The following is a 24,823-nucleotide window of genomic DNA, read 5'->3' as shown; positions in this document are numbered from 1 at the left end:
AAAGTGTAGCAATTTATATAATCCCCCGGATTTATCCGAGGGGTAAGGGAATTCCACATAAAAAAATATACAATTTTTATTGTGGGGTGGACATCTTGTCCGCCCCAAGGCTTGGGCGGGCGAGACGCCCACCCCACAAAATTGGATAATTTATTTCTTGGTAATCCCTAATAATTACGAATTATCAATTACGAATTATTTTGACTCCATAAGCTTAATGTACTCAATGAATTTTACCTACTACACTATTGAGTTTCGCCATCAATCCAAATATTGCTAACAAGGCATTAAAGCATCTAATCTCCCCAGTACTGCCATATCTTCTGCATCTAACTCCATAGGAATGCCACTACGAATTAATTCAGAAAAGTCTTCATTCGGCACCATAATTGTCAGCGTATACAAGCGAGTGGAACCCGTATTTTTAATCATATGAGTGCCGGTGGGAGGAACTAATAAACTATCTCCCGCTTTGATATGAGCATTCTTACCATCACACATAGCTATTCCTTCGCCTTTGAGTACGAAAAACATTTCCACCGCCCATTGATGGCGATTTGGTGGTGTTTGTCCACCGACATCAAAAATTTCTAAGCAGCAAGTTAGGGAAGTATTAGCATTTGTGGAATCGAAGATAATTGCTAACCGATTAGTATCATGGGGACTGATGCGATACACTTGGTAATCTTTGGGAGATTTAATCACAGGAATTACACAACGAGTAGCGTACATTTGTTGATGCCCTCTTAAACTGTTGTTCGAGTTAGGAGTTAGGAGTTATGAGTTATGAGTTATGAGTTAGAAATTTTGAACTCACCACTCGCCAGTTTTTTCTAACACTGTTAAAATCGCTTGTGAATCAGTGACAAAACCAAAGCATTGTTTGACGTTGTATAATGTCGCTAACCAACAATAGTCGGGAGAAGTTGTGGCTGTGCAGTCTTTAACTAAAACACAGTCATATCCTAAAAAGTTGGCGTCACACAGCGTAGCCATCACACATTGATCGGCGTTTACACCAGCAAAAAATAGTGTCGTCCTTCCCAAATTCCGCAAGATACTATCTAGGGGTGTATCCCAGAAGCCACTCATTCGGTATTTATCGACGCGAATATCTTCCGGTAGCTGTTGTAATTCGTTCACTACTGCCGCAGCCCAGCTACCTGCCATAAGTACTTTAGCACCATTGCTCGGTAGAGGATCGCCTAATCCTACACCTTCTCCTGTGGGATTGTAGACGTGACGTAAACCAGCACTAATATTGAGTAAGTCGGGACGATTGCCCCAATTTACCCAGATTACGGGAACACCAGCCGCACGCAGTTCTGGGAGTAAGCTTTGCAAAGGTTCAATAGGCTTACGCGCTGGGGTAACATCCACGCCAATATGCGCCAACCAGCCATCAGGGTGGCAAAAGTCGTTTTGCATATCAATGACGAGGATGGCGGCTTTTGCCAAGTCGAGGCGCAGGGTTTTAGTTTCTGTTGGTAAGATAACGGGTTGTGGGGTATTTTGAGGACGAGTAATATCTGCGATCGCATGATTCACAGTCCAAGCATTTGGCGCAACCCCCAATGTCCGATAAGGTAGATTCATAAAATTGCAACACCCAACACCTTTTTTTATTTTGTAACTTGAAATTTGGTTGAGCGTTCATTTACTTAATCAAGGTTAAATATCGTGACTTTCACTATCCAAGATGTTCTAATCGCTGCCGATGATGCTTATACAACGGTAGATGTGCAGGTTGTAGACGGTAAAATTGCTGCCATTGCACCCGATTTAGAGGTAATCGGCACTGCCTTTAATGGTACAAATAAGCTGTTACTACCTGGATTTTTCAATGCCCATACCCACTCATCAGAAATGTGGCAGCGGGGGATCATGTCAGCCTTTCCTTTAGAATTATGGCTGGCGGAACTTTATGATTTTGCCCCCCTCGACACTGAAAAAGTTTATCTCAGCGCTTTGGGAACGGCGGTGGAAACCCTGCTTTCCGGCGGTACGAGTGTTGTAGATCATTTGGTGTTAATTCCCGAACTGGAGTTGGAAACCATCGCTACCGCAGTCCGCGCCTACAAAGAAGTGGGGATTCGCGCGTTTATCGCCCCGTTAATTCAAGATGAATCCATGACTGCGGGTATTCCGTCAGGGGAATCAGCAAAAACTCATGAACCTTATTTTCGTTCAACGTCGGCAACACTGGCAATTATTGAAGAGGCGACCAGACAATTTCATCGCCCAGATGAGGGTGTATATATTTTGGTGGCACCAACGGGAATTCAGTTGTGTACTGATGCTTTGTTTGAGGGGTGCATTGAATTAAGCGATCGCTATAATCTTTGTCGTCACTCCCATTTGCTAGAAACGAAAGCACAGGAAAAACTCGCCCAAGAAAAGTACGGTTGTACTGCTGTGGAACATTTGAAAAGAATCGGGTATTTGAGCGATCGCACAACCCTAGCTCATTGTGTATGGTTAAATGATGCTGATATTGACATCATGGCAGAAACTCAATCTACAGTGGTTCATAACCCATTAAGTAATCTGCGTTTAGGCAGTGGTATCGCCCCGATTTTAAAATATCGCCAAGCTGGTGTAAACGTCACTTTTGGTTGTGATGGTGCTTCTAGTAATGACTCTCAAGATTTGTTAGAAGCCATCAAAATCGGTTCTATTTTGCACAATGTTACAGACTCAGATTATCAGCATTGGATTACGCCCCAGCAAGCTGTAGAAATGGCTTCTTTAGGAGGTGCGAAAGGATTAAATTTAGCAGACAAACTCGGTTCTCTCACCGTGGGTAAACAAGCCGATTTAGTGCTTTATGACCTCACGCATTTATCATTGCTTCCCCGTACAGATCCCATTGGTTTGTTGGTTTTAGGTCGTCCTCATAATGTTGTTGATAGTGCTTGGGTGAATGGCAAGCAAATCGTTGCTAATGGCAAAGTGACAACAATTAATGTTGATGAATTACGGCAAGAATTATTTAATCGCAGTCAGTGGGAAACCAAGCGCATATCTGAAAGTGTCGCGCAAATCGAGGCTCATTATCGCACAATCATGGGATTGTAAAAAACCAAACAAAAATAGTTAAATCTTCTGTCATATGATTTATTTGAGGTGTGAAAATTCCTGCTTAATTAAATTAAAGTTGGCAATTTATGAGTGAACAGAGCAATCAACATCCGAAAAAGAAAAAATTGCTAAAAATTAATGCTAGCAAAAAAGAGAATAAGCCTAACAGTAATTTTTGGATTGTCATCGTTTCATTGATAGCAGTAGGCTATGTGATATTTAGCTTAATTAGCCCAATGTTTCTTAAACAAGGACAACAACCACCAAGAAAGATAGAAACCCCAGATATTATACTCATTGCTCTTGTTTTATTGTTCAACTCTGATTTGCTGAATAGACTAGAGGATTTTGGTATTTCTAGAGAGGGCGGTGTAACAGCCAGGTTTAAGCAACTAAAACAAGAAGTCGATGAGCAGAAAAAACAAATCGATGAACTTCAAGAACAACAATTAGAACAATTACGAAAACAGCAAGACAATTTAGAAGAAGTGCAAGCCTTTATGTATAACTTTTTGGTTGTTGGCAAAGATTATGACAAGATTGATCAACTAGATAAGCATTGTGAAGCTAACAAAAAATATGATTTTTATGTATCAGAAGAAGTAGCTAAGGAGTTAAGGCGTTTACGAGATTTGAAACTAATTGAAACTAACTCTGGTCTTATTAGCGATGTGGTGCAAGCGAGTAATAATGGCAAAAAATCAATCGATTTGACTAAATATTTTCATGTAACAGATTTGGGTAAAAAGTTTTTGAAAACTCGTGAAGTACTACAGTCTAAGAACCAGCAACAAACGATAAATCCTCTAGAAATTCCAAAACTTGAGTAGCTCATTGTATCTGCATATCTTTTGTGAAAACAATCGGGTATTTGAGCGATCGCATAACTTTGTTGGTACTGCTTGAGCGAATGGTCAGCAAATTGTTGCTGATGGCAAAGTCACAAAAATTAATGTTGATGAATTACGGCAAGAATTATTTAATCGATCTCAGTGAGAAACCAAGCGATATCTGAAAGTGTCTCGCAAGTTGAGGCTCATCATCGCACTGTATGGGATTGTGAAGATCAGGAAATCGCTTTTTATAGAGTATTCTATTCGTCTTATGAGTGCAGCTGTGTAAGATGATGGAATAGGAGGACAAAATGAACATATCCATTATCGACGAAGTAATCGAACAACTAAGAACGATGCCACAGCACTTGCAATGGCAGGTACTTGAATTTGCTCGGATATTGGCAAAAACTCAAGTTCAAGGGACTCCAGGGCAAGAATTACTACGTTTTGCCGGTTCAATCCCATCCGATGATCTACAGTTAATGCGTGAGGCTATTGAGCAAGGCTGTGAGCAAGTTGATACTAATGAGTGGTAGATACTTGCTTTACACTAACATTATTATTGCTTTATTTGCAGATGAAGCAGTAATCAAAAACAATCTTGCTCAAGCTGATGAGGTTTTTATTTCAAGCATTGCAATTGGGGAGTTGTGTTATGGCGCAAGAAAATCGGGGCGACCTCAAGAGAATTTAGCAAGAGTTGATGAGTTAGTTGCTAACAGTACTGTGCTTGGGTGTGATGCAGAAACCGCTCGTCAGTATGGTGAAATCAAAAACAAGCTAAGGCTTAAAGGGCGTCCGTTACCAGAGAATGACATTTGGATTGCAGCCCTTGCATTGCAGTATGGGTTGACGTTGGTAACACGCGATGGCCATTTCCAGTAAATAGAGAATTTGCAAACAGTAGCTTGGTGAATGCTGCCGCCTAACAAGGTATTTTAGCGATCGCACAACTCTCGCTCTATACTTTTCAAATGCGGTTTAGGATTAATTATTGATGGGGTTATTGCTAGGGTTATGTTCAAAATAAGCCTATCAAACTTAGATCGGTAATCAATAAGCCGATTAATTCTAAACCATAATTTGCCGAGCGATCGCTAGTCTTAATGCTGTACCTTTATCTACAGCTTTAGTTGTAAATAAATCCTCAAACTTTGTACTAATTGTATTTGCATTTGCTGCAAGTATTGAATGTGATTTTCTAATTTCTGGGCATAATTTTGAGTCTCTTGATAGAGATGAGCGTTGTCTAAGGATATAGCAGCTTGGGAACAAAGAAGCTTGACAACGGCAAAGCGATCGCTTGTAAATATTCCTAAAGTCAGATTATTTTCTAAATAAAGAATGCCAATCAATTCTCTTTCATGAACAATCGGATAACACAATAAACTTTTAGGTTGTTCTCGGATAATGTATGAGTCACAAATTAAGGAATTATCTACATTTGCATTATCGACTACCAATGATTCTAAAGTGTGTTTAACATAGTTAATCACAGTCAAGGGAATCTCTTGACTTAATTCAATGGGAATAGATTGTAGAACATTTGGTCTTGTCTGGACTGTTGCAATTGCCTCTATTACCCAACTGTTATCCTTAAGCAAAATCAAAACAGATTTTTTAGCTCCTGTATTCTCCATCACTACTTGCATGAATGTAGAGAGCAACTTGTCAAGTTGAATTTCCCTAGACAGTGCTTGAGAGGCTTTGAGGACACTTGCAAAATCCATAATTTCTGAAGCGCTACTACTGGAAGAGAAGGTTGTCTCATCGCTAAAAGTAGAGAGATAAAAACTACTGAACGTCGAAATAGAATCCTTGGAATTGACGCAATTTTTCTCCCATTGTAGTATAGGGGCGAGTAATTGTGAATAACGCTTTTCTAAGTCATCAACTTTTGCTTTAGCACCCAAAAGGGCATAGCAATAGTAGGCATTCAGTAAATAATTTTGGGCAATTTGCTCTCTTTTACACATTAAATAGAAGTTAGTAGCAAGTTCGTGGATCAGGGCTTCTTCCTGGATATAAGCATTTTCTTTCGCATTGGCAAGAGCGCTATCATATCGCTCAGATGCTTCCCATTTTTGCCCAAGCACTCGCGCCTTTTCTGCCTCTACTAACATGTAACGATGCAGATTGTTCATTGGCGCATGATCTGCCCAAAATTTCATTTTTTCTTGGTTAACTTCAACTTGCTCTAGATACTTTTGTTGTTCGCTAGGTTCGACCTGGGTATAGTGAGCAAGGAGTGCCAATGAATGATAGAAGTTAAGAATCACAACCTGCATGAAACCAAATGCTGAACCGGACTGTTCATTGGCTAATTTTACTTGTTCTAAAGCCTGGGCATAATCTCCAAAGTAATAAAATAGAATTATTTTAGCTACATAAAAAATGAACAACACTGTACCACTTTTGGCTGCAATTAAACGTGGCAGCATTTGAGCTTCATTGAAGCTTTCACCAATCAATAAACACGGATTTGGAGATAAACCTTGGAAATTCAAACCTAGTTGTCGCCATACTTGAGAAAAATGGATGGGTATTTCTTGTTTAATTTTGATGCAAATATCTATGTATGTTGCCTGTTGCTTAACAACTGATTGCAAGTTATCTGCTGAAAAAAATAGGTAACTACACAAGTTGGCAGCACAGTAACCACCCCACTCAATATCTCCAGTATCCAACCCACTTTGCACTCCTTCTTGTAGAGGTTGAATACTGTTTTTAGTATGCTCTTTCCAGGTTCTAATGTTAGAATTGAACAAGTTATAAACTTTTGCTTTCAGTTCTTTAGCATCAAATTTATCCAACAGTTTTAAAGCAATGTTTCCAGCATGATATCCATCACTCAACTTGCCAATACCAGATAATAACAAGCCATAAAAACCATAGGCAAAGGCAGATAAAGCTGAATTACCATGTTCAATGCAAAGATTGACCATTGTGATAATCAACTGAGTAAAAATTTCTGGCTTAGCCATAAAAACAGGGGCACAGAGGATTTTCAAAATCTCCATTGCTGATAGTTGATAGGGGTCAGTCATCACCAAAAATTTTTCGATATCAGCGATGTTGGGTAATTCAACTACTAAGCTTTCCTCACCTGCCAAATTCACAAGTTTAATGCCTAATTTTTCTAAAACTTGCAGCCCAATGTCAATTGCTTTAACCATCTCTAGTTTAGATATGAAAATTTGCATTTGAGCTTCGTATAATTTCACCTGGTCAAGCAGTGTTTTGGTGTTTGGTAAAGCGATTTTAATCAGTTTGCTAGCACTATCAAAACTACCGTTTAAATATTCTGCTTCTGTACTTTCAATGTAGAGTTTCAAAGTCAGGTCATACTGAGTGTGCCAACTATCATCCACCAGCATTTCTAACCCAGTATTTAGATACCTAACTGCTGTCTCATAAGCTGTAGCTGATTTCGCTTTATGTCCTGCTATTAAGTTCAGTTGAGCTAGTTCATTTTTATCTAACTGATTAGTGATTAAATCCGCTCCCATATTCAGCTGATTAACCAATACAAAGATGTTTTCTTCTCGTTTTTTAGCAGAGATATTTTTTAAAAGTATTTGTCCAATTTTTAAGTGCGTTACCTTTTTCTGATTTTCCGGAATTAGAAGAGATGCAGCTTGTTGTACGCGGTCATGCAGAAATCTATAAGCGACTGTCACTTTTGCATTATCAGTAGCTATTAATTGAAGTTCATTGACTACTGATGATTGAATATTAACGTCAGGTTGAAAAAACTTATAAACTTCACTGTTGGGAATAATCAGTCCTTCTTGTAACGCCCTCCACAAATCGGCTGCTGTTGCTAGAAGAGATTTTTCATTGACAATTGCTAAAGTCACTAAATCAAATTGGTTGCCAATACAAGCAGCTAATTTCAAAACTTCCACAGTAGATTGTGGTAATTTTTGCAATTTAATTGCTAAAAATTCCACGATATTATCAGTAATAGCTAATGCTTTGATTTGAGCAAAATCACATTGCCAGCAACCTTCATCAAAGTTAAAATTCATTAAATTTTCTTCATGGAGATACTTGAGAAAATGATTAGCAAATAAAGGATTACCTTTAGTTTTTTGATATACCAGTTTCGTTAATGGTAAAGAAATTGTTAGAGAACAGTTAAGAGTATCAGCAATGAGTTGGTTTAAATCTGGTTCCTGGAGTGGATCTAAAGTAATAGTATTAATGATAGCTCCTAGATTTTGAATTTCTTCTAACGTCATCGTCAACGGATGTGTAGTCGAAACTTCGTTATCACGATAGGCACCAATTAATAATAGATAGCGAGTATCAGTTTTACTTATGAGCAGTTGCATTAATTTGAGAGATGCCAAATCTGCCCATTGCAAATCATCAAGAAAAATTACCAAGGGATGCTGTTTAGTAGTGAAAACTTGGATAAATTTCTGAAACAATAAATCGAAACGATTTTGAGCAGCACTCCATGATAGTTGCAGTACAGGTGGTTGCGTCCCGATAATTTTCTCAAGTTCGGGAATAACGTCAATCATGACTTGTCCATTTTCCCCCAATGCTTCCAATATCTGAGTTTTCCACTGTTGCAGTTGAGCATCACTTTCACTGAGTAATTGCCCAATTAAGTCGCGGAAAGCTTGCACAAAGCCAGAAAAAGGAATATTGCGCTGGAATTGGTCATATTTTCCTTTGATAAAATAACCGCGCTGTCGGACGATAGGTTTGTGGACTTCCTTAACTACGACAGTTTTACCAATACCAGAGAAACCTGCTACTAACATCATTTCAGTGTTTCCTTTCGACACTCGGTCGAATGCTGCGAGTAAGGTTTCTACTTCTGCTTGGCGACCATAGAGTTTTTCGGGGATGATAAAGCGATCGCAAATATCCCGAACTCCTAAGTTAAAATCTTTGATACTGCCAGTCTGTTGCCACTGACGCTGACAAGTTTCTAAGTCATACTTTAACCCTAAAGCACTCTGATAGCGGTCTTCAGCATTTTTCGCCATCAATTTGCTGATCATCCGAGACAAAATTGGTGGAACATCAGGATTGATCGTATGAACTTGTGGAGGAAGCTTAGCCAAGTGACAATACACCAACTCCATCGGGTCATCACATTTGAAAGGTAACTCATTGGTGAGAAGTTCAAAAAAAGTTACACCCAAAGAATAAAAGTCGCTGCGATAGTCAATTAAGCGGTTCATTCTTCCTGTTTGTTCGGGAGACAGGTATGGTAACGTCCCTTCTAAGACATGGGGACTGGTGAGGGTTTGCGTTTCTCTGTTCAGCAGAGAAGCAATACTAAAATCGATGAGTCTTACTTGTTTGCTATTGGGTTTAATCAAAATGTTGGCAGGTTTGATATCTTTATGAATCACCCGATGGCGATACAGTTTGTCAAGAATTAAGACAATTTGAATGGCAATGTGAAAAAAGTCTGTCAGATTAAGTGGGTGATTTGCAGCGTATTCTTGCAGAGAAATATCACCCAAGTCTTCCATGACTAAGGCATAGCTTTTTTGATAAATTTCCAGGCTACAGGGTTTAATGATGCCATCAATATCCAAGTTTTTGGTAATTGTGTACTGATTGCGAAACCGTACAAGTTCGTAAAACGTGGGATACTCACGCCGTAAGAGTTTGATGATTACTGGTTTATGATCTGATTCTCTAATACCGCGATGCACTAAAGTTCTGGAGCCTGCATAAATTAGCTCACGCACTTGATATCCTGTTAGTGACACCATAGTTTTATTTTACTCACAAAATAAAATTTTTTTGTTATACATTGATGGTTTCTATTTCTAGAATGCCTTCAATATTTGAAATGATAACTTTCTCACAAAATAATAAACTGCGATCGCGCTCATGATCACCACCTCAAAACTCTAGTAATTAACCACAAACATGTAAATAAATACATACTTTTGTGTATGCTTATTCACAATCATGTCTTAGCAATATAATTTTTGGAAGTAAACATGGAACGCGCTATTTCTGCACTAGGAATATTAGTTTTTATCGGCATATCTTACATTCTATCTGTTGATCGTCAAGCAGTGAGATGGCGAACAGTGGTGTGGGGTTTAGGGCTAGAGTTTGTATTTGCGTTATTAATTCTTAAAACTTCTTGGGGTTTAAATGTGTTTAAATCTCTAGGAGATATTGTGAGTCATTTTTTGGCCTTTTCTGATGTTGGGGCTAAATTTGTTTTTGGAGAGAATTTTAAAGATCATTTATTTGCCTTCCAAGTACTGCCCACAATCATCTTTTTTTCCGCCTTTATTAGCGTTTTGTATTACTACGGCATATTACAACGAGTAGTGAATTTGCTGGCATGGATCATGATCAAGACAATGAAAACATCAGGGTCTGAGTCTTTATCCTGTGCAGGTAACATTTTCTTAGGGCCAACAGAGTCTGCACTGATGGTCAAACCTTATGTAGCTAATATGACGCAATCAGAACTCCATGCAGTAATGACTGGGGGTTTTGCCACAATTGCAGGTGGAGTTCTAGGGGCGTATCTTTCTTTTGGTATTCCAGCAGAACACTTAATTGCTGCCTTCTTTATGACTGCTCCCACATCATTGGTAGTATCAAAATTGCTATATCCAGAAACGGAAATATCAGAAACCACTGGTAAGGCAAAAATGGATGTAAAAACAAGTTATGTGAATGTAATTGATGCTGCTACTAGTGGGGCAATTGATGGTGTGAAGCTAGCAGTTAACGTTGGGGTAATGATCATTGCCTTTTTGGGATTGTTGGCTGCTGTGAATGCACTGCTGGGATGGTTGGGAGCGCGTGTTGGTTTACAGCAGCTATCATTGCAGTGGATATTGTCTTTTATCATGGCTCCCGTAGCATTTTTGATGGGAGTACCTTGGAATGATTGTAGGCAAGTGGGGGCGTTGTTAGGTACAAAAACAATTCTCAATGAGTTTATCGCTTTCTTAGATTTGAAGACATTAATTGAGAGTGGCAAAATTTCACAACGTGCAGTGATTATTGCCACTTATGCATTGTGTAATTTTGCCAATATTGGTTCAATTGGCATTACCATTGGTGGGATTGCAGGGATGGCACCGCAACGTCAACACGACTTAGCTCGTATGGGTGTCAGAGCAATGATTGGTGGATTACTCGCAGGTTTTATCACCGCTTGTATTGCTGGGCTGCTAGTGTAATCTAGTAAAGTGCTGAGTGCTGAGTAGAGACGATTCGCCGAATCGTCTGTACTGCTGAGTTCTGAGTATAAAATCACTTGCTTCAGAACTTTGAGCAATCAACACTGTTCTAATACTATGTTGCGTTTGACGTAGTACGATTTCTTCCCCCCTGCACCCCTACTCCCCTGCTTTTTTGACATAACCCAATCTCCAGTTACTACGTTGTAGTAACTGATTTCCCTTGCCTTCAGCAATTAGCTTAATAGCAATTCGCGTGTTAAAGTATCCTCTTGCCAAAGAATATCCAGGCTTGGCATTAATACCTGTAATAGAATTATTGTGACCTACAAGTCTTCCACAATAAGTTTTTTCTCCAGGTATTTGTAACGTGACAAAATGATCGCTACGGTATCCATTGGGTAACATAAATATACCGTAGACATGATGCCTACCACGCCAAGGTTGAACCACTACTTTCTCTGGATATGAGTAATATTTTCCTTCTTGTGATGAGATAAATCCCCACGGACGGCATTTGACTGTTGGCGATCGCTCGGAGATATCTACTATGTGAGCAAAGCCTAGAACGCCAAGGAAGCTAAGTATAAATAATATCAAAAATACTCGTTTTCGCACTTGTCAGAATCCTAGACTAATGATTTTCCGTTATATTTTAGCTAGTGAGCGCAAGAGGGCGATTAGGTGAATTGACTTCTCTCAAATTATGTTAACCATAAACTGCACAAAATAGTAAATCATACACATATCTACAGAGGGAAAAGTGTCAGTTTCCCAACTGTCAAAAGGTAATAATTTTAGGGATTGCTTGACCATCGACAAGCTCATAGTATATATCTCCCTCTGGTAGCGCTAGAAACTCTTCTATAGTGAGTTGACCTGCTATATTAACCATAAGCTGCACAAAATATTAACTCATATCCATATCCTACATAGAGAAAAGTCGTAGTGTGACAACTGTGAAAATTTATACAAAAAACCAAACGCGATCGCTCTCGTCTTGCTAAATTAACTAAGGATATAAAGCTAAAAACTAGCTAAGCAAGGGACAATGGTATCTAACTCTACCCGCTTCTCGGATGTTCAAAACCATTGGGCACGCCTATTTATTGAAGCCTTAACGGGGCGTCGCATTTTGAATGGATATCCCAATGGAACTTTTCGCCCAGATAATTCAGTCACTCGCGCTGAGTTTGCTGCTATAGTTGCGGCAGTCTTTACATTACCTGTGAAGCGTCAGTATACCCCCTTTGTTGATGTCCCTGCTAATCATTGGGCAGCAAGTGCCATTCAAAAAGTTTACGAAACAGGATTTTTGGTGGGATACCCCGATGGCAGTTTTCACCCCAATGATCGAATTTCTAGAGGTGATGTCTTGGTGGCGTTGGTGAATGGTTTGGAAATTGCCACTAAGGTAAAACCTGACCTAGTGAGTGCATTACCGCAGATTTATCAAGACGCTGCTAAAATTCCTAACTATGCCAAAAATCAAGTTGCTATTGCTACTAGTGCCGCATTAGTGGCTAGCTACCCCAATATCAAATTACTTAACCCAACTTTAGCGGCAACTCGTGCTGATGTCACAGCCATTGTTTATCAGGTTTTGGTGTATCAAGGACAAGCCCAGAAAATTGCCTCACCCTACCTGATAGTACCGCCAGCATCTACACCCATACCAACACCCACACCAACACCAACACCCACGCCAACATCGCCTAGTACTGTCCGGGTAAGTCATCCTAGGGAGTTTCGGGGGGTTTGGGTAGCAACAGTATGGAATAGTGATTGGCCTTCCAAAGCAGGACTCCCAGCTGCACAACAAAAAGCTGAACTACTGGAAATTATCAACCAATTACAAGCGCTAAACTTCAATGCTTTGATTTTGCAGGTGCGACCAGAGGGAGATGCATCGTATAATTCCCTGCTAGAACCTTGGAGTGCTTGGATTAGCGGAACTCAAGGCAAAGCACCAGAACCATATTATGATCCTTTGGAATTTGCGATCGCTGAATGTCACAAACGCAATATCGAAGTTCATGCTTGGTTCAACCCTTACCGCGCCAAAACTAGCACCAAAACTACCCCCAATGTCCGCCCCCATATATCTGTAACTAATCCAGAGGTAGTTTATCAATGGGGCAATCAGTTATGGATGGATCCAGGAAGAAAAATAGTCCAAGATAGGGTATACAACGTAATTATCGATGTTGTACGTCGCTATGATGTGGATGGCATTCACTTAGATGACTATTTTTATCCCTATCCCATAGAGGGTAAGTCTTTCCCAGATGGCGAAACCTATGCAGCTTACAAAGAAACTGGCGGTACACTCAGTTTAGCTGACTGGCGGCGAGAAAATGTGAATCAGATGGTGCTACGCCTATCTCAAGGAATTAAAACTACAAAGTCCTACGTGAAATTTGGTATTAGTCCTTTTGGTATTTATCGCCCCGGACAACCACCAGGAATTAGCGGCTTGGATGCCTACAGTGAATTGTATGCTGACTCTAAGAAATGGTTAGAGCAAGGCTGGGTTGATTATTTAGCTCCACAACTATATTGGCGCACTGACCAAAGAAAACAAAGTTATCCTGTATTGCTGAAATGGTGGACAGAAATTAATCCCAAACAGCGACATATATATGCAGGTAACAATATTGGACAACTGGATGGTAAAGCCTGGAAAGATGAGGAGATAGAAAAACAAGTTAAAACTAGTCGCAACTTAGTAAAAGACTTGTCATTGGGGAATATTTTCTTCAGTATGAGTTCTATCAAGGAAAATCGCCAAGGCATTGCTGACAATTTCAAAAATTCGCTTTATGCTAAACCTGCACTAGTGCCTAGTATGTCGTGGCAAAATGCAGTCCCACCAGCCCCTCCCAAAGAACTGCGATTTAATAATTCTAAACTCAATTGGCTACCTGGTGATCAGCAACCAGTTCGTTCTTGGACACTTTACCGTCAAAGTGGCGATAGTTGGGTTCTTGTGCGAATTTTATCTGCTGGCACTACTTTTGCTACTGTTCAACCAGGAACCTATGCTGTGTGTGCAGTCGATAGGTTAGCAAATGAAAGCGTCGGTGTGGTAATTACAGTTTAGAGAACGCTATTTTTATTAAGTATTAACGCCGCAAATTTGCCACACTTACCGGAGATTTTTGATGAAACTTTACTACATTACCTTAAATAATACAGACGAAGCCCGTCAAATTGGTCGAGCATTGCTAGAGCAAAAGCTAGCAGTTTGTGTCAACTGGTTTCCCATTACCTGCGCCTACAGTTGGGAAGGAAAAATTACAGAAGAACCAGAAGTGGTGCTGATTGTGAAAACTCAAGATGGCTATGGGGTTGAGATTGAACAACTAATCCGTCAGCACATTAGCTACACTAACTTTATTGCTGAGATTTCACCCACAGCTATCAATCAAGGATTTTTAGGTTGGTTAAATGCTGAAGTTCCTCAAAGAACATTACAAACCAGCCCATAGGATAATTCGGCATTGCATAACAGTGGGATAAAAAACTCTACCCCCTTGGTAACTGTAGTTTTTGGGCATAGGGCATAGGCAAGAAATTACCAATGCCTTATGTCCCATGTCCTATTCCCTTCTCTAAAATTCGGCAACAGATTCAAACCTCAAAGCCATGCCATATCTGAGTACAGACGATTCGGCGAATCGTCTCTACAATTACGAATTACGAATTACGAATTAGTATAAGTCCTGCTCAAGATACAGGCATTTTGTCAGTAGTTTGTGTGAATCTCTATTGGGGAAATAATTGTCATTTAATCAGGGATTATGCCGCAATACTTCGGTCAACTGCACACAAACGAGGCACCTTGGTCAATCCTAGGCGCAGTACAAGGAATACAACAGGATGAGCGCCATATCCTCTTCAAATGTGGCGATGCTTGTCTGCGTGTGAGTGTGCTAGCATCTAACTTAATTCGGGTACGAATGACAGCAACGGGCGAATTTCTAACCAGGCGATCGTGGGCAGTGGCACAGGCGGATGAACAATGGTCTATAGTGCCGTTTGAGGTGCGAGAAAAAGCAGAGGCTATAGAAATTACAACCGAGCAATTGTGCATTGTCGTGTCCCGCAATCCATGTCGTATCCAGTGTTTCGACTCAGCAGGACAGCCCTTTGCTCAGGATGCAGACTTAGGAATGGGATGGCGGACTGGTGCTGTTGCTGGATGGAAACAAATAGAAGCAGACGAACACTTCTATGGTTTCGGTGAACCCACTGGTTTACTCGATCAGCGCTCAAAAGTCAGAACCAACTGGACATCTGATGCCCTTGATTATGGAATCATGACAGACAGCATGTATCAGACGATTCCCTTTTTTATAGCGTTGCGTCCGGGATTGGGTTATGGATTTTTCTTCAATACGACTTTTTGGAGCCGATTTGATTTAGGTGCAGAACAACCTGGAGTTTGGCGGATGGAAACTCAAGGAAGTGAACTAGATTACTATATTATTTATGGCCCTGAACCCGCAAAAATTCTTCAGACTTACACTCAGCTAACCGGACAAATGCCCTTACCACCCCGATGGGCGCTAGGTTATCATCAGTGTCGCTGGAGTTACGAGTCACAAGACGTAGTACGTAAACTAGCCGATGAATTTCGTCAACGCTACATTCCCTGTGATGTTATCCATCTTGATATTGACTATATGAATGGCTACCGGGTTTTTACCTGGAGTCCCAAGCGATTTGCTCACCCTCAAGAATTAATCAAAGAACTTCAGCAAGATGGCTTCAAAGTAGTGACAATTGTTGATCCAGGAGTGAAGTATGAACCAGAAGCAGATTACAAAGTCTTCGACGAAGGTTTAAAAAACGACTATTTTATCCGTAATACCAATGGTCAACTATTTCACGGCTATGTTTGGCCTGATAAAGCTGTCTTTCCTGATTTCCTGCGTCCTGAAGTTCAGAGTTGGTGGGAAAGTTGGCAAAACAGCCTTACAGATATTGGTGTTGCTGGTATCTGGAATGACATGAATGAACCCGCACTTGATGACCGTCCATTCGGCGACCCTGGTAACAAGGTTTCGTTTCCTCTTGATGCTTTACAAGGGCCGACTGATGAGAAAACAACTCACGCTGAAACCCATAATTTGTATGGGTTAATGATGGCACAGGCATCTTATCAGGCAGCTAAAAAATCTCGTCCGACAGAACGCTCTTTTATCTTGACACGCTCTGGATACGCTGGTATTCAGCGCTGGTCAGCAGTATGGACAGGAGACAATCAATCTCTGTGGGAACACTTAGAAATGTCTCTACCAATGCTGTGTAATCTGGGCCTATCGGGGGTTGGTTTTGTAGGTGCTGATATTGGGGGGTTTGCAGGTAACGCTACGGCGGAACTATTTGCTCGTTGGATGCAGGTAGGAATACTTTATCCGTTGATGCGCGGACACTCAGCATTAACTACAGCACAGCATGAACCTTGGGTATTTGGCGATCGCATCGAAAAAATTTGCCGTGAGTACATTGAATTGCGTTACCAGCTACTACCCTACATTTACACTCTTTTTTGGCAAGCTGCAACCACTGGTTCGCCAATTCTGCGCCCTTTATTGTATGATTTCCCCAATGACCCCAAGACCCATACTCTAGCTGACCAAGTAATGCTTGGTTCGTCAATATTAGCAGCACCAATTTACCGTCCAGGCGTTGAACACCGTGCTGTGTATTTGCCTGAAGGTTGCTGGTACGATTGGTGGAGTGGTGATACTTTTACAGGGCCAACTCACATCCTGGCACACGCAACCCTAGAACGAATGCCATTATATGTCCGTGCTGGTGCAATTATTCCCATGGCCCCAGTAATGCAATATACAGATGAACGTCCTGTAGACCAAATGAGGTTAAGGATTTGGAGGGGTAAAGGTGAGTTTACACTTTATGAAGATGACGGTCATACTTTCGAGTATCAAACGGGAGCCTTCTGTACAACAACTTACCAAGTTATTACACAAGGACAACAAACCATTGTTGAGATTTCAGCAAGAGAGGGTAACTTTGCACCTGCAACGCGTGAAATAATTGTGGAACTAGTAGGTGTTGATGAACAGAGGTTTATCGATGATGGTACTGCACAACAGTTGATATTTAACAATAGTCAATAGTCATGTCGATTACGTAATTTTATAGCTGTGGCGATCGCAGCAAGCACAATTGCCAAAATTAATGCTACATTCCTCAGTAGAGAATTGTTCCAGTGCTTAACTGCGATCGCAACCAGTGCCCAAACTATTACTCCTGTGTAAGCTATATCTTGACGTTGGATGCAAATCATTGCTGCAATTGAAAAAGCCGCCAAAAACATAATCACAGTCCAAACTTCAGCAGAGATTCCCCATCCATTCCACTTCTGAAAATATAAAGCACACGCTACATTGACAATAGTTGCAACGCTAATCCAGCCCAGATAAATGCTGATGGGAAAGTCAACACACCACTTCTTCTCACGAGGTACATACTTATTTCCAATCCCTAATTGCAGATAAATACCAATTAGAGGTAGTAGAATCAAGAGCATTGCAATTACAGAAAGTCCAAAAAGTCTGGAGAGGAAAAGATACACCCAGACACTTTGAGCAACACAGGCAATTACCAACAAGTAACCTGTTTTGCGTAAATCTAAATCGTGTTTCTGGTTAGGTAAAAACTGGTAGATTCCAAAGGCGAATAATCCTAGATAAATCAGTCCCCAAATCACAAAGGCATAGTTAGCAGGGATAATCAGAACATTATTGAACAAACTGTTGGAAATTTCTCCTATGGTGAGTCCATTGAGCGGAGAAATATTTGATAGCACATTAACAACGAAAGCGCCGATAATTGCCAACAAGGTAACAAACTGGCGCAAAAAATCCCAGTTGTTGCCAGATGTATACTGCGGCATAAAACAGTGAGACAGCTTATAGCTTTTGTGCTTTTAGCATATACCATATTTGTAGCGCTTTTAGTGAAGCGTAAGCACTGTGAAGGAGAGATGAGGAGATGAGGAGATACAGAGAATCACAACTGACAGCTGACAACTGACGACTAACAACTAATTGTTCTACTATTTGTGCATAAACCTTAAAAGCCTCTTTGCTGCTCCCCTGCTCCCCTGCTCCCCTATTGAGGCAAACTACAGTTACTTGACTTTTGCCAGTAATTATGCATCGTGCCAGTAGGTGCATTAGCAGTGAGTACAACTTCTCCTTTAGCATTGATTACCCAGCCTGTAGCTTCTACAATGTTTGCCTGGCTGGGATTAGTAGAATTTTTCTCTCTAGTTACACCAGAGGAAGTTTCTGCAACTTTGTCGAGAGTAATCCAATCTGTGAGAACAGCATCAGTGTTGAGGGCTTCAGTGGGATTGGCTGGTAAGCCACCACGACCAGTGATGGTAAAACTATTTTTCTTTTGTGCTGTGCCTGCTTGACATACTTGGGATACTTTAGGCTCAACAGGTTGGTTTGGTAATAAATTGATTAATTCTGGCCTAGGTTCAAGATCGGAGGTGTTAATTACGATATTGCCCTGTGGCCCAGATTCAGAACTAGCGGTAATATCACTCAACTCGGTCAGACTTTCACGAGGTTGGATGCCGAAGACACGAAAAGCATCAATGTTGACTGTGCCACCTTTACCAGCGTCAGCATTCGCCCTGATGTCACTATTTTCCTCTGGAACAGCAACTATCAAGCCATTAGGAATATTGATGGTAATATTGCCCCCATTTCCACCACCACCAGCATCAGCCAGAATTTGACTATTATTGCGTAACTGCAACAAGTTCTCTAATTGCAAATTAATATTGCCCCCATCACCTGATGTGGTTCTAGCAACCAGTTGTCCTTTACTATCTAAAAGGATTTCACGGGTTGTAATTTCCAAGTTGCCTGCATTCCCTACTCCCAAGGCACCTACGGTTACTTGAGCATTATCCCGCGCAATCAACTTCCCTGTGGTAATGTACACAGAACCAGCATCTCCGCTACCTTGACTCCGCGCATACAAGCCACTAGGAAAACCATTTGGTGCTGTTCCGCTCAATTCCACATAGTCAGAAGCGCTTACAGTCAGAGTTCCCCCATCGCCACTACTGTTCCTAATAGTACCAGCTGCTACTACTGATCCATCAAGAACAATCAATGCAGGAGTTGTGATGGTCAAGGAACCTGCGTCTCCACTACCTCGAGTCTGAGCAAACAATCCGTTGGGGTTGTTAAAAGCTGAAAAGCCACTTAGTTTTACAAACTCTGAGGCGGTAACTTCTAAATTTCCCCCTTTTCCTTGGCTATTGGGTTGAGTACTAGCTGATATGTTTGCTCCATTCTCAACAATTAACTTTCCCGTTTCAATGGTTAGGCTGCCCGCCCTACCATAAGCAAAAGTGTTAGTAAAAAAAGCGCTAGGATTACCCTGATTGTACTTTCCCCTTGGTATTGTTCCGCTCACTTGTACAGAGTCAGTTGCCCTCACCAATATACTTCCCCCAGAACCAGTCGCATTTTCACGAACAGAAGCTTTTACTTGCGACCCATTTTGAAGAGTTAACTGCTCTGTCTGAATATAAATTCCTCTACCGTTTTGACTTCCATCAGTATCTGCAAAAACTTCTGACGCATCATTAAGCGTGATACGTTTTCCCTGTAGCTGAACGTAACCACCGCCCTCTCCACTAACACTAATTCGAGCTTGATTTATGAAAGATACATCTGCTAAAGCTACATCATTAGGAAAGTTCAAAAGCTGGTTATTGCTATCTAAATTCAGTCTTATTGTTCCTGTTCCAAGAATACCTCCCAATGCGATTTGACCATTTGGTGCTTTTAGATTGTAAAGATTGGCCTGTAGGTTGACATTGCCACCATCTAGAGTGACATTACCCCCAACTAACGCTAGAGTTTTACCTGTTGGGACTTCTAGTTTCCCCTGTAGATTAATCTCTCCCCCAATCCTCTCAAACTGCAAACCAAGCGGTACACTCACCGTCAGTAAAGGTGTTGTTTGGGGAGCAGTTGCACTAAAAACGGTGTCATCGGCAAACTTGATACCACTAGCTGTACTAGCCACAAATGAACCACCTACATTTAGTGTGGCATTCGGCCCAAAGATGACTCCGTTGGGATTGATCAAAAATAAATTGGCATTAGAACCAGCAGAAGTCTCAAGCTTGCCTAGAATCTCTGAGCGGTTACTACCCGTAACTCTGACTAGAATGTTCTGTATATTACTGTTGGGAATCAAGAAAAGAGCTGAGCGTCCCTCTTTAACATTGAATTCTTGAAAACTGTGGAAGAGATTGTTACCACGAGTTGCCCCGCCCGTAAGAGCTTCAGTAGGATTACCAAGGTAGTTTTTGATAACTTGAGAGTTTTCAGTTCCTAAATTTTGATCAGGAGTGATGAGACTCTGGGCAAAGGCAGAATTTGCTAAAAAAGAGGTAATGCCAAGGGTTAATGCTCCAGCAGTTGCTAGAGAACTTGCTAAACCTAGTTGTAAAGAGCAACCTTTGCCGCTTTGAGTCATTTCAAAATTTGCCTTTTATCTAAAACTACCAAGTTGTATTTAGAAAAAACTGCGTTCATTTATCACTTGTGATGAAAATCCTTATGCCCAACTTAATCTCTGCCACCAGAGAGACTGATGTTTAATAGCTTTATAAAGCCAGGAGATGAACTGGAGTGATATGAGGAGATTGTTGGGGCTGTTAGATGGGTTCTGTTCAGGCTGATTGGGGTTAAATAGTTCTTCAGGCTGATTAGGAGTTTCTTGTGTTGAAGTAGATAGCTTTTTTTTTAGCTTTTTTTTGAGCTTACCGATTAAAGGCCATGGCTCGCCTGGATCGCTGGCGAAGATTCCCGTCTCATTCTCACCCAAATTGTTCGCTAGCTCTAATATGTTAGTCATATTCAAGTTACCTCTTGCAAAACACAGGAATAGAGTCAAAGATTTGAAAATGAATTGCTACCAATCCATCAAACCAAACAGCATGTTAGAAATGGGGAGACTTTCTTTAAAAGAATTTTGTTGCTCCATTTATACTTACGGCTGTTATCTAGGTTTTATGCAGCAGTCTCAAATTTGTTACACAACTTTATAATCGTGCTAGCTCAGGCATCTTACCTGTCTTTGAATTACTAAAAGTGATTTATTGATAGCACCCTGAAACCATAATCTCTGCCACGCGACTAGCAAAGCCTCTTACAGTTTATGGATTAAACTAACTGCACATTAAAAACCCTATCCCCTAAATGCTTTTCCTCGCTTGACACAGGGGAACATCCTGACTGATATAATTCGTCAGTTGAATAGGGCAATGGGTCATGTATGACAGTCAAAATCAAATCACTTGAAGTCTTTTACCTTCTGGACTCTAGCAATTTTTTGACTTAGAACAGCAAATTGTTAGTTTAGCACGATTTTTGGGAACTATGTATAACAGTAACCCCACAAGCATAGCCAGTCAAGTAGGTAATGGCTATGTGGGCTGGTGATATGTGCGCTCTAGCAGCGATCGCAGTTTGACTCTCAGTGGTGCATCTATAATAATGGAAAAGAATTTTACCTACAATTTACCATCAAGCCATTAACTTGATGCTGCTAAGAAATAACTTCATATGAGTTGATATTTCTGCCGCTATTTGGCATCTGTTGGTCTGGGTGTATCGATTGGGTTATTTCACTTTCAGGTGGCTACAACTGAGCAAGAGAATCTGGGGAGAAGTATTTATTGCTGACATCTACCCAAATTAGTATTATCCCTTGATTTTCACATTTTTTCAGGTATAGAACAAGGCAATAACACTGACTAGATTTGTCTATCATCCCCAACTCTCATTGCAAACTAAGCATTGGGAAAGACAAGTACTGGCGCAGGATGACGCTAGCTTAACAAGCGATTAAACTGTGGTTAGTGTCAATCGATTGTTGCTAAAAGCAACACTTAGATAAATTTCATGACATTGTTAAAAATACTTAACATTTAAACCTGTTATATCAAAAATTACCTATGTCAGTGCATAAACGTAATTTTGGCGAGACTGCTGATTTAATTATTGGTGATCACAACCAAGAAAATCACCACTTACAACCAACTTCTGCTCCTGTGGGCGCTCTTGCCAGAAGAAAGGGAACTATTTCCACGTTTCTTGCTCCCCTGACTCAGGATACGTTTAAACAGGTTGTCACGGAAGTTGAGCAAAAATTACATATTGTTCATCAAACTCTGTCAATGCTCGATTCTCAAGGATTTGAGACAATACTGCAAGAAATGTTGCACTCAATTACCTTGAAAACTGGAGAATTATTAGGAGCAGACAGGACAACTATATTTTTATTAGATGAAGAAAAACAAGAACTCTGGTCAATTGTAGCTGAGGGAGAAGGCGATCGCTCTCCAGAAATTCGTGTCCCTGCCGATAAAGGCATTGCTGGTGAAGTCGCCACTTTCCAACGAGTGATCAATATTCCTTTTGATTTTTATGACGACCCGCGTTCAGTATTTGCTCAACAACAAGAAAAAAGAACTGGCTACCGCACCTACACAATGCTAGCTTTGCCGCTACTCAATGAACAAGGACGGTTAGTAGCGGTAGTGCAATTACTCAATAAATTAAAATCCTTAAATAATCCAGAGGCTCCACTCTCAGAGCGCATTGATACCATAGGCTTTACCAGGGCTGATGAACAATTATTTCAAGAATTTGCTCCCTCAATTTGCTTGATTTTAGAATCATCGCGCTCGTTTTATGTAGCGACTCAAAAACAAAGGGCCGTAGCAGCGTTGATGAAGGCGATTAAATCTTTAAGTCAAAGCAGTCTTGACTTGGAAGATACCTTAAAGCGGGTGATGGACGAAGCCAAAGAACTAATGAATGCTGATCGCAGTACTCTATGGCTGATAGACCGTGATAAAAATGAATTGTGGACAAAGATCACCCAAGACGATGGTTCTACCAAAGAGTTACGAGTACCCATCGGTAAAGGTGTTGTTGGTATCGTTGCTGCTTCTGGCAAAAAGTTGAATATTCCCTTTGATTTATATGACCATCCTGACTCAGAAACAGCTAAACAACTTGACCAACAAAATGGCTACCGCACTTGTAGCTTACTTTGTATGCCAGTGTATAACGCCGACCAAGAATTAATTGGTGTTACCCAACTAGTAAATAAAAAAAAGTCAGGGGATTTTCCTCATTATGACCCGGCTAATTGGCCGAAAGCTCCCGATTGCTTCTGCGCTAGTTTTGACCGCAATGATGAAGAGTTCATGGAAGCTTTTAATATTCAAGCGGGGGTAGCATTGCACAATGCACAGTTGTTTGCCACTGTCAAGCAACAAGAACAAATGCAGCGGGACATTTTGCGTAGTCTTTCTAATGGTGTGATTTCCACTGATAAATCTGGGTTAATTATCGCCGCCAATGAAAGCGCCAAACGCTTGTTAGGGCTGGAGCCAGAAGACCGTTTAGAAGGTAAATTGATTAGTGATGCGATCGCCATTAAAGAAGGCAACTTTAGCAAATGGTGTCATGATGCTTTATGCGGTAATAACTCGAAACGCCGCCAGCAATATTATCCTGACCGTACACTCGTCAGTAGTAGCTCAGAACAACACAGTATTAATTTATCCATTAACTCCATTGCTGATGCCAGCGATCCGCAGCAAGTCCGGGGCGCACTGGTTGTCATGGAAGATATCAGCGATGAGAAGCGGCTCAAGAGTACGATGTACCGCTACATGACCCAGGAATTAGCTGAAGAATTATTAAAACTAGATGACGCTAAACTAGGAGGCGATCGCAAAGAAGTTTCCATTTTATTTTCTGATATTCGAGGCTACACCACTTTGACAGAAAACTTAGAAGCTGAAGAAGTGGTGAGTATGCTCAATGAATATTTTGAATCGATGGTAGAGGCAGTTTTTAAACATAAAGGCACACTTGATAAATACATCGGCGATGCCATTATGGCTGTGTTTGGTTCCCCTCTGGCATTGGAAGAACATGCTTGGATGGCAGTACAAACATCTATAGAAATGCGCCATCGCTTACACGAATTTAATCAACGTCGTCACGCAGCTAATAAACCCAGAATTAATATTGGTATTGGCATTAATTCCGATATCGTTATTAGTGGCAATATTGGCTCTAGTAAGCGGATGGAATTTACTGCCATTGGCGATGGTGTTAATCTTGGTTCCCGACTAGAAAGTATCAGTAAACAATACGGTTGTGACATCGTTATAAGTCAAAACACTTTTCAACCTTGTGAAGAAAATATTTGGGCTAGGGAACTAGATTATATTCGCGTCAAAGGTAGAAATGAGCCAGTATCTATATATGAATTAGTCGGTTTGCGTTCTGAGCCAATTAGTAGCGAAAAAATGCAAGTGATTGAACATTATCACAAAGGTCGTGAGTATTACCTCAAACGCGATTTTAACCTTGCCAGACGTGAGTTTGCCAAAGTGTTGGCAGCTGACAATCAAGACAAAGCTGCAATGTTGCATCTTCTACGTTGTCAGCATTGGATGCAATCACCTCCAACAGATTTTGATTGGGATGATGGTGTTTGGACATTCAATGAAAAGTAAATTAGGGTATGGAGAATTGGGAATTGGGAATTGGGAATTGGGAATTGGGAATTGGTTTACTTATTCTCCCCCTCATTGCCCCCCAACCCCAGAGG

16 protein-coding genes and 2 pseudogenes are annotated in these 24,823 nt (G+C 40.7%); 10 read left to right on the top strand and 8 right to left on the bottom strand.

Annotation, left to right across the window (positions count from 1 at the left end):
* Positions 1-276: 276 nt before the first annotated feature.
* A complete protein-coding gene (locus I8748_RS16185) occupies positions 277-732 on the bottom strand; it encodes a cupin domain-containing protein (protein ID WP_096552541.1) in 456 nt (151 codons plus the stop codon).
* Between the two features lie 81 nt (positions 733-813).
* A complete protein-coding gene (locus I8748_RS16180; RefSeq protein WP_198125604.1) occupies positions 814-1,596 on the bottom strand; it encodes a cysteine hydrolase family protein in 783 nt (260 codons plus the stop codon).
* A gap of 84 nt (positions 1,597-1,680) precedes the next feature.
* Here I8748_RS16180 and I8748_RS16175 point away from each other — a divergent pair, with 84 nt between their 5' ends.
* From I8748_RS16175 to I8748_RS16155, 5 genes and pseudogenes are all read left to right on the top strand, one after another.
* The gene (locus tag I8748_RS16175; RefSeq protein ID WP_198125603.1) at positions 1,681-3,078 is read left to right on the top strand and encodes an amidohydrolase; all 1,398 of its coding nucleotides are present in this window, start codon (positions 1,681-1,683) and stop codon (positions 3,076-3,078) included.
* Between the two features lie 89 nt (positions 3,079-3,167).
* Positions 3,168-3,911: a hypothetical protein gene (locus I8748_RS16170; RefSeq protein ID WP_198125602.1), complete on the top strand. Its 744-nt coding sequence runs from the start codon at positions 3,168-3,170 to the stop codon at positions 3,909-3,911.
* 79 nt (positions 3,912-3,990) lie between these two features.
* Positions 3,991-4,133: pseudogene (locus I8748_RS16165) on the top strand (amidohydrolase); the annotation flags it as partial.
* Between the two features lie 92 nt (positions 4,134-4,225).
* Positions 4,226-4,453, top strand: a complete 228-nt coding sequence (locus I8748_RS16160; protein WP_198125600.1) for a hypothetical protein — start codon at positions 4,226-4,228, stop codon at positions 4,451-4,453.
* On the top strand, positions 4,443-4,802 hold the full coding sequence (locus tag I8748_RS16155) for a type II toxin-antitoxin system VapC family toxin (protein ID WP_198125599.1): 360 nt from the start codon (positions 4,443-4,445) through the stop codon (positions 4,800-4,802). The genes I8748_RS16160 and I8748_RS16155 overlap by 11 nt, the downstream gene beginning before the upstream one ends.
* Positions 4,803-5,038: 236 nt before the next feature.
* Here I8748_RS16155 and I8748_RS16150 read toward each other — a convergent pair whose 3' ends face one another.
* Positions 5,039-9,664: an AAA family ATPase gene (locus I8748_RS16150; protein WP_198125598.1), complete on the bottom strand. Its 4,626-nt coding sequence runs from the start codon at positions 9,662-9,664 to the stop codon at positions 5,039-5,041.
* 234 nt (positions 9,665-9,898) lie between these two features.
* Here I8748_RS16150 and I8748_RS16145 point away from each other — a divergent pair, with 234 nt between their 5' ends.
* A complete protein-coding gene (locus tag I8748_RS16145; protein WP_198125597.1) occupies positions 9,899-11,107 on the top strand; it encodes a NupC/NupG family nucleoside CNT transporter in 1,209 nt (402 codons plus the stop codon).
* A gap of 159 nt (positions 11,108-11,266) precedes the next feature.
* Here I8748_RS16145 and I8748_RS16140 read toward each other — a convergent pair whose 3' ends face one another.
* The gene (locus I8748_RS16140) at positions 11,267-11,725 is read right to left on the bottom strand and encodes a hypothetical protein (RefSeq protein ID WP_198125596.1); all 459 of its coding nucleotides are present in this window, start codon (positions 11,723-11,725) and stop codon (positions 11,267-11,269) included.
* Between the two features lie 178 nt (positions 11,726-11,903).
* Positions 11,904-12,002, bottom strand: a pseudogene (locus I8748_RS34615) (Uma2 family endonuclease); the annotation flags it as partial.
* A gap of 156 nt (positions 12,003-12,158) precedes the next feature.
* On the opposite strand from I8748_RS34615, the gene I8748_RS16135 reads away from it, so the two are divergent.
* The 3 genes from I8748_RS16135 (at position 12,159) to I8748_RS16125 (ending at position 17,259) form a co-directional block, all read left to right on the top strand.
* Positions 12,159-14,210, top strand: coding sequence for a glycoside hydrolase family 10 protein (locus I8748_RS16135; RefSeq protein ID WP_198125595.1), 2,052 nt, complete (start codon positions 12,159-12,161; stop codon positions 14,208-14,210).
* Between the two features lie 61 nt (positions 14,211-14,271).
* Positions 14,272-14,598, top strand: a complete 327-nt coding sequence (gene cutA, locus I8748_RS16130; protein WP_198125594.1) for a divalent-cation tolerance protein CutA — start codon at positions 14,272-14,274, stop codon at positions 14,596-14,598.
* A 312-nt stretch (positions 14,599-14,910) separates the two neighbouring features.
* Entirely contained in the window at positions 14,911-17,259 is a 2,349-nt protein-coding gene (locus I8748_RS16125) for a glycoside hydrolase family 31 protein (protein WP_198125593.1), read from the top strand.
* Here the strand turns inward: I8748_RS16125 and I8748_RS16120 are convergent.
* The 3 genes from I8748_RS16120 to I8748_RS16110 all read right to left on the bottom strand — a co-directional run bounded on the left by I8748_RS16120 (position 17,253) and on the right by I8748_RS16110 (position 21,040).
* The gene (locus I8748_RS16120; protein WP_198125592.1) at positions 17,253-18,038 is read right to left on the bottom strand and encodes a tryptophan-rich sensory protein; all 786 of its coding nucleotides are present in this window, start codon (positions 18,036-18,038) and stop codon (positions 17,253-17,255) included. The two genes, I8748_RS16125 and I8748_RS16120, sit on opposite strands and share 7 nt — an antisense overlap.
* 218 nt (positions 18,039-18,256) lie before the next feature.
* Positions 18,257-20,659, bottom strand: coding sequence for a two-partner secretion domain-containing protein (locus tag I8748_RS16115; RefSeq protein ID WP_198125591.1), 2,403 nt, complete (start codon positions 20,657-20,659; stop codon positions 18,257-18,259).
* Between the two features lie 81 nt (positions 20,660-20,740).
* Positions 20,741-21,040 carry a hypothetical protein gene (locus I8748_RS16110; RefSeq protein ID WP_198125590.1) on the bottom strand — a complete coding sequence of 100 codons (300 nt, stop codon included), beginning with the start codon at positions 21,038-21,040 and terminating at the stop codon, positions 20,741-20,743.
* A gap of 1,102 nt (positions 21,041-22,142) precedes the next feature.
* On the opposite strand from I8748_RS16110, the gene I8748_RS16105 reads away from it, so the two are divergent.
* Positions 22,143-24,728 carry an adenylate/guanylate cyclase domain-containing protein gene (locus I8748_RS16105; protein WP_198125589.1) on the top strand — a complete coding sequence of 862 codons (2,586 nt, stop codon included), beginning with the start codon at positions 22,143-22,145 and terminating at the stop codon, positions 24,726-24,728.
* The last annotated feature ends 95 nt before the right edge of the window (positions 24,729-24,823 follow it).

Origin of the sequence: Amazonocrinis nigriterrae CENA67, from assembly GCF_016056305.1 — a bacterium.
Taxonomy (GTDB): domain Bacteria; phylum Cyanobacteriota; class Cyanobacteriia; order Cyanobacteriales; family Nostocaceae; genus Amazonocrinis; species Amazonocrinis nigriterrae.
The sequence above is the reverse complement of the archived record's forward strand: the minus strand, read 5'-3'. Positions and strand labels throughout refer to the sequence as shown.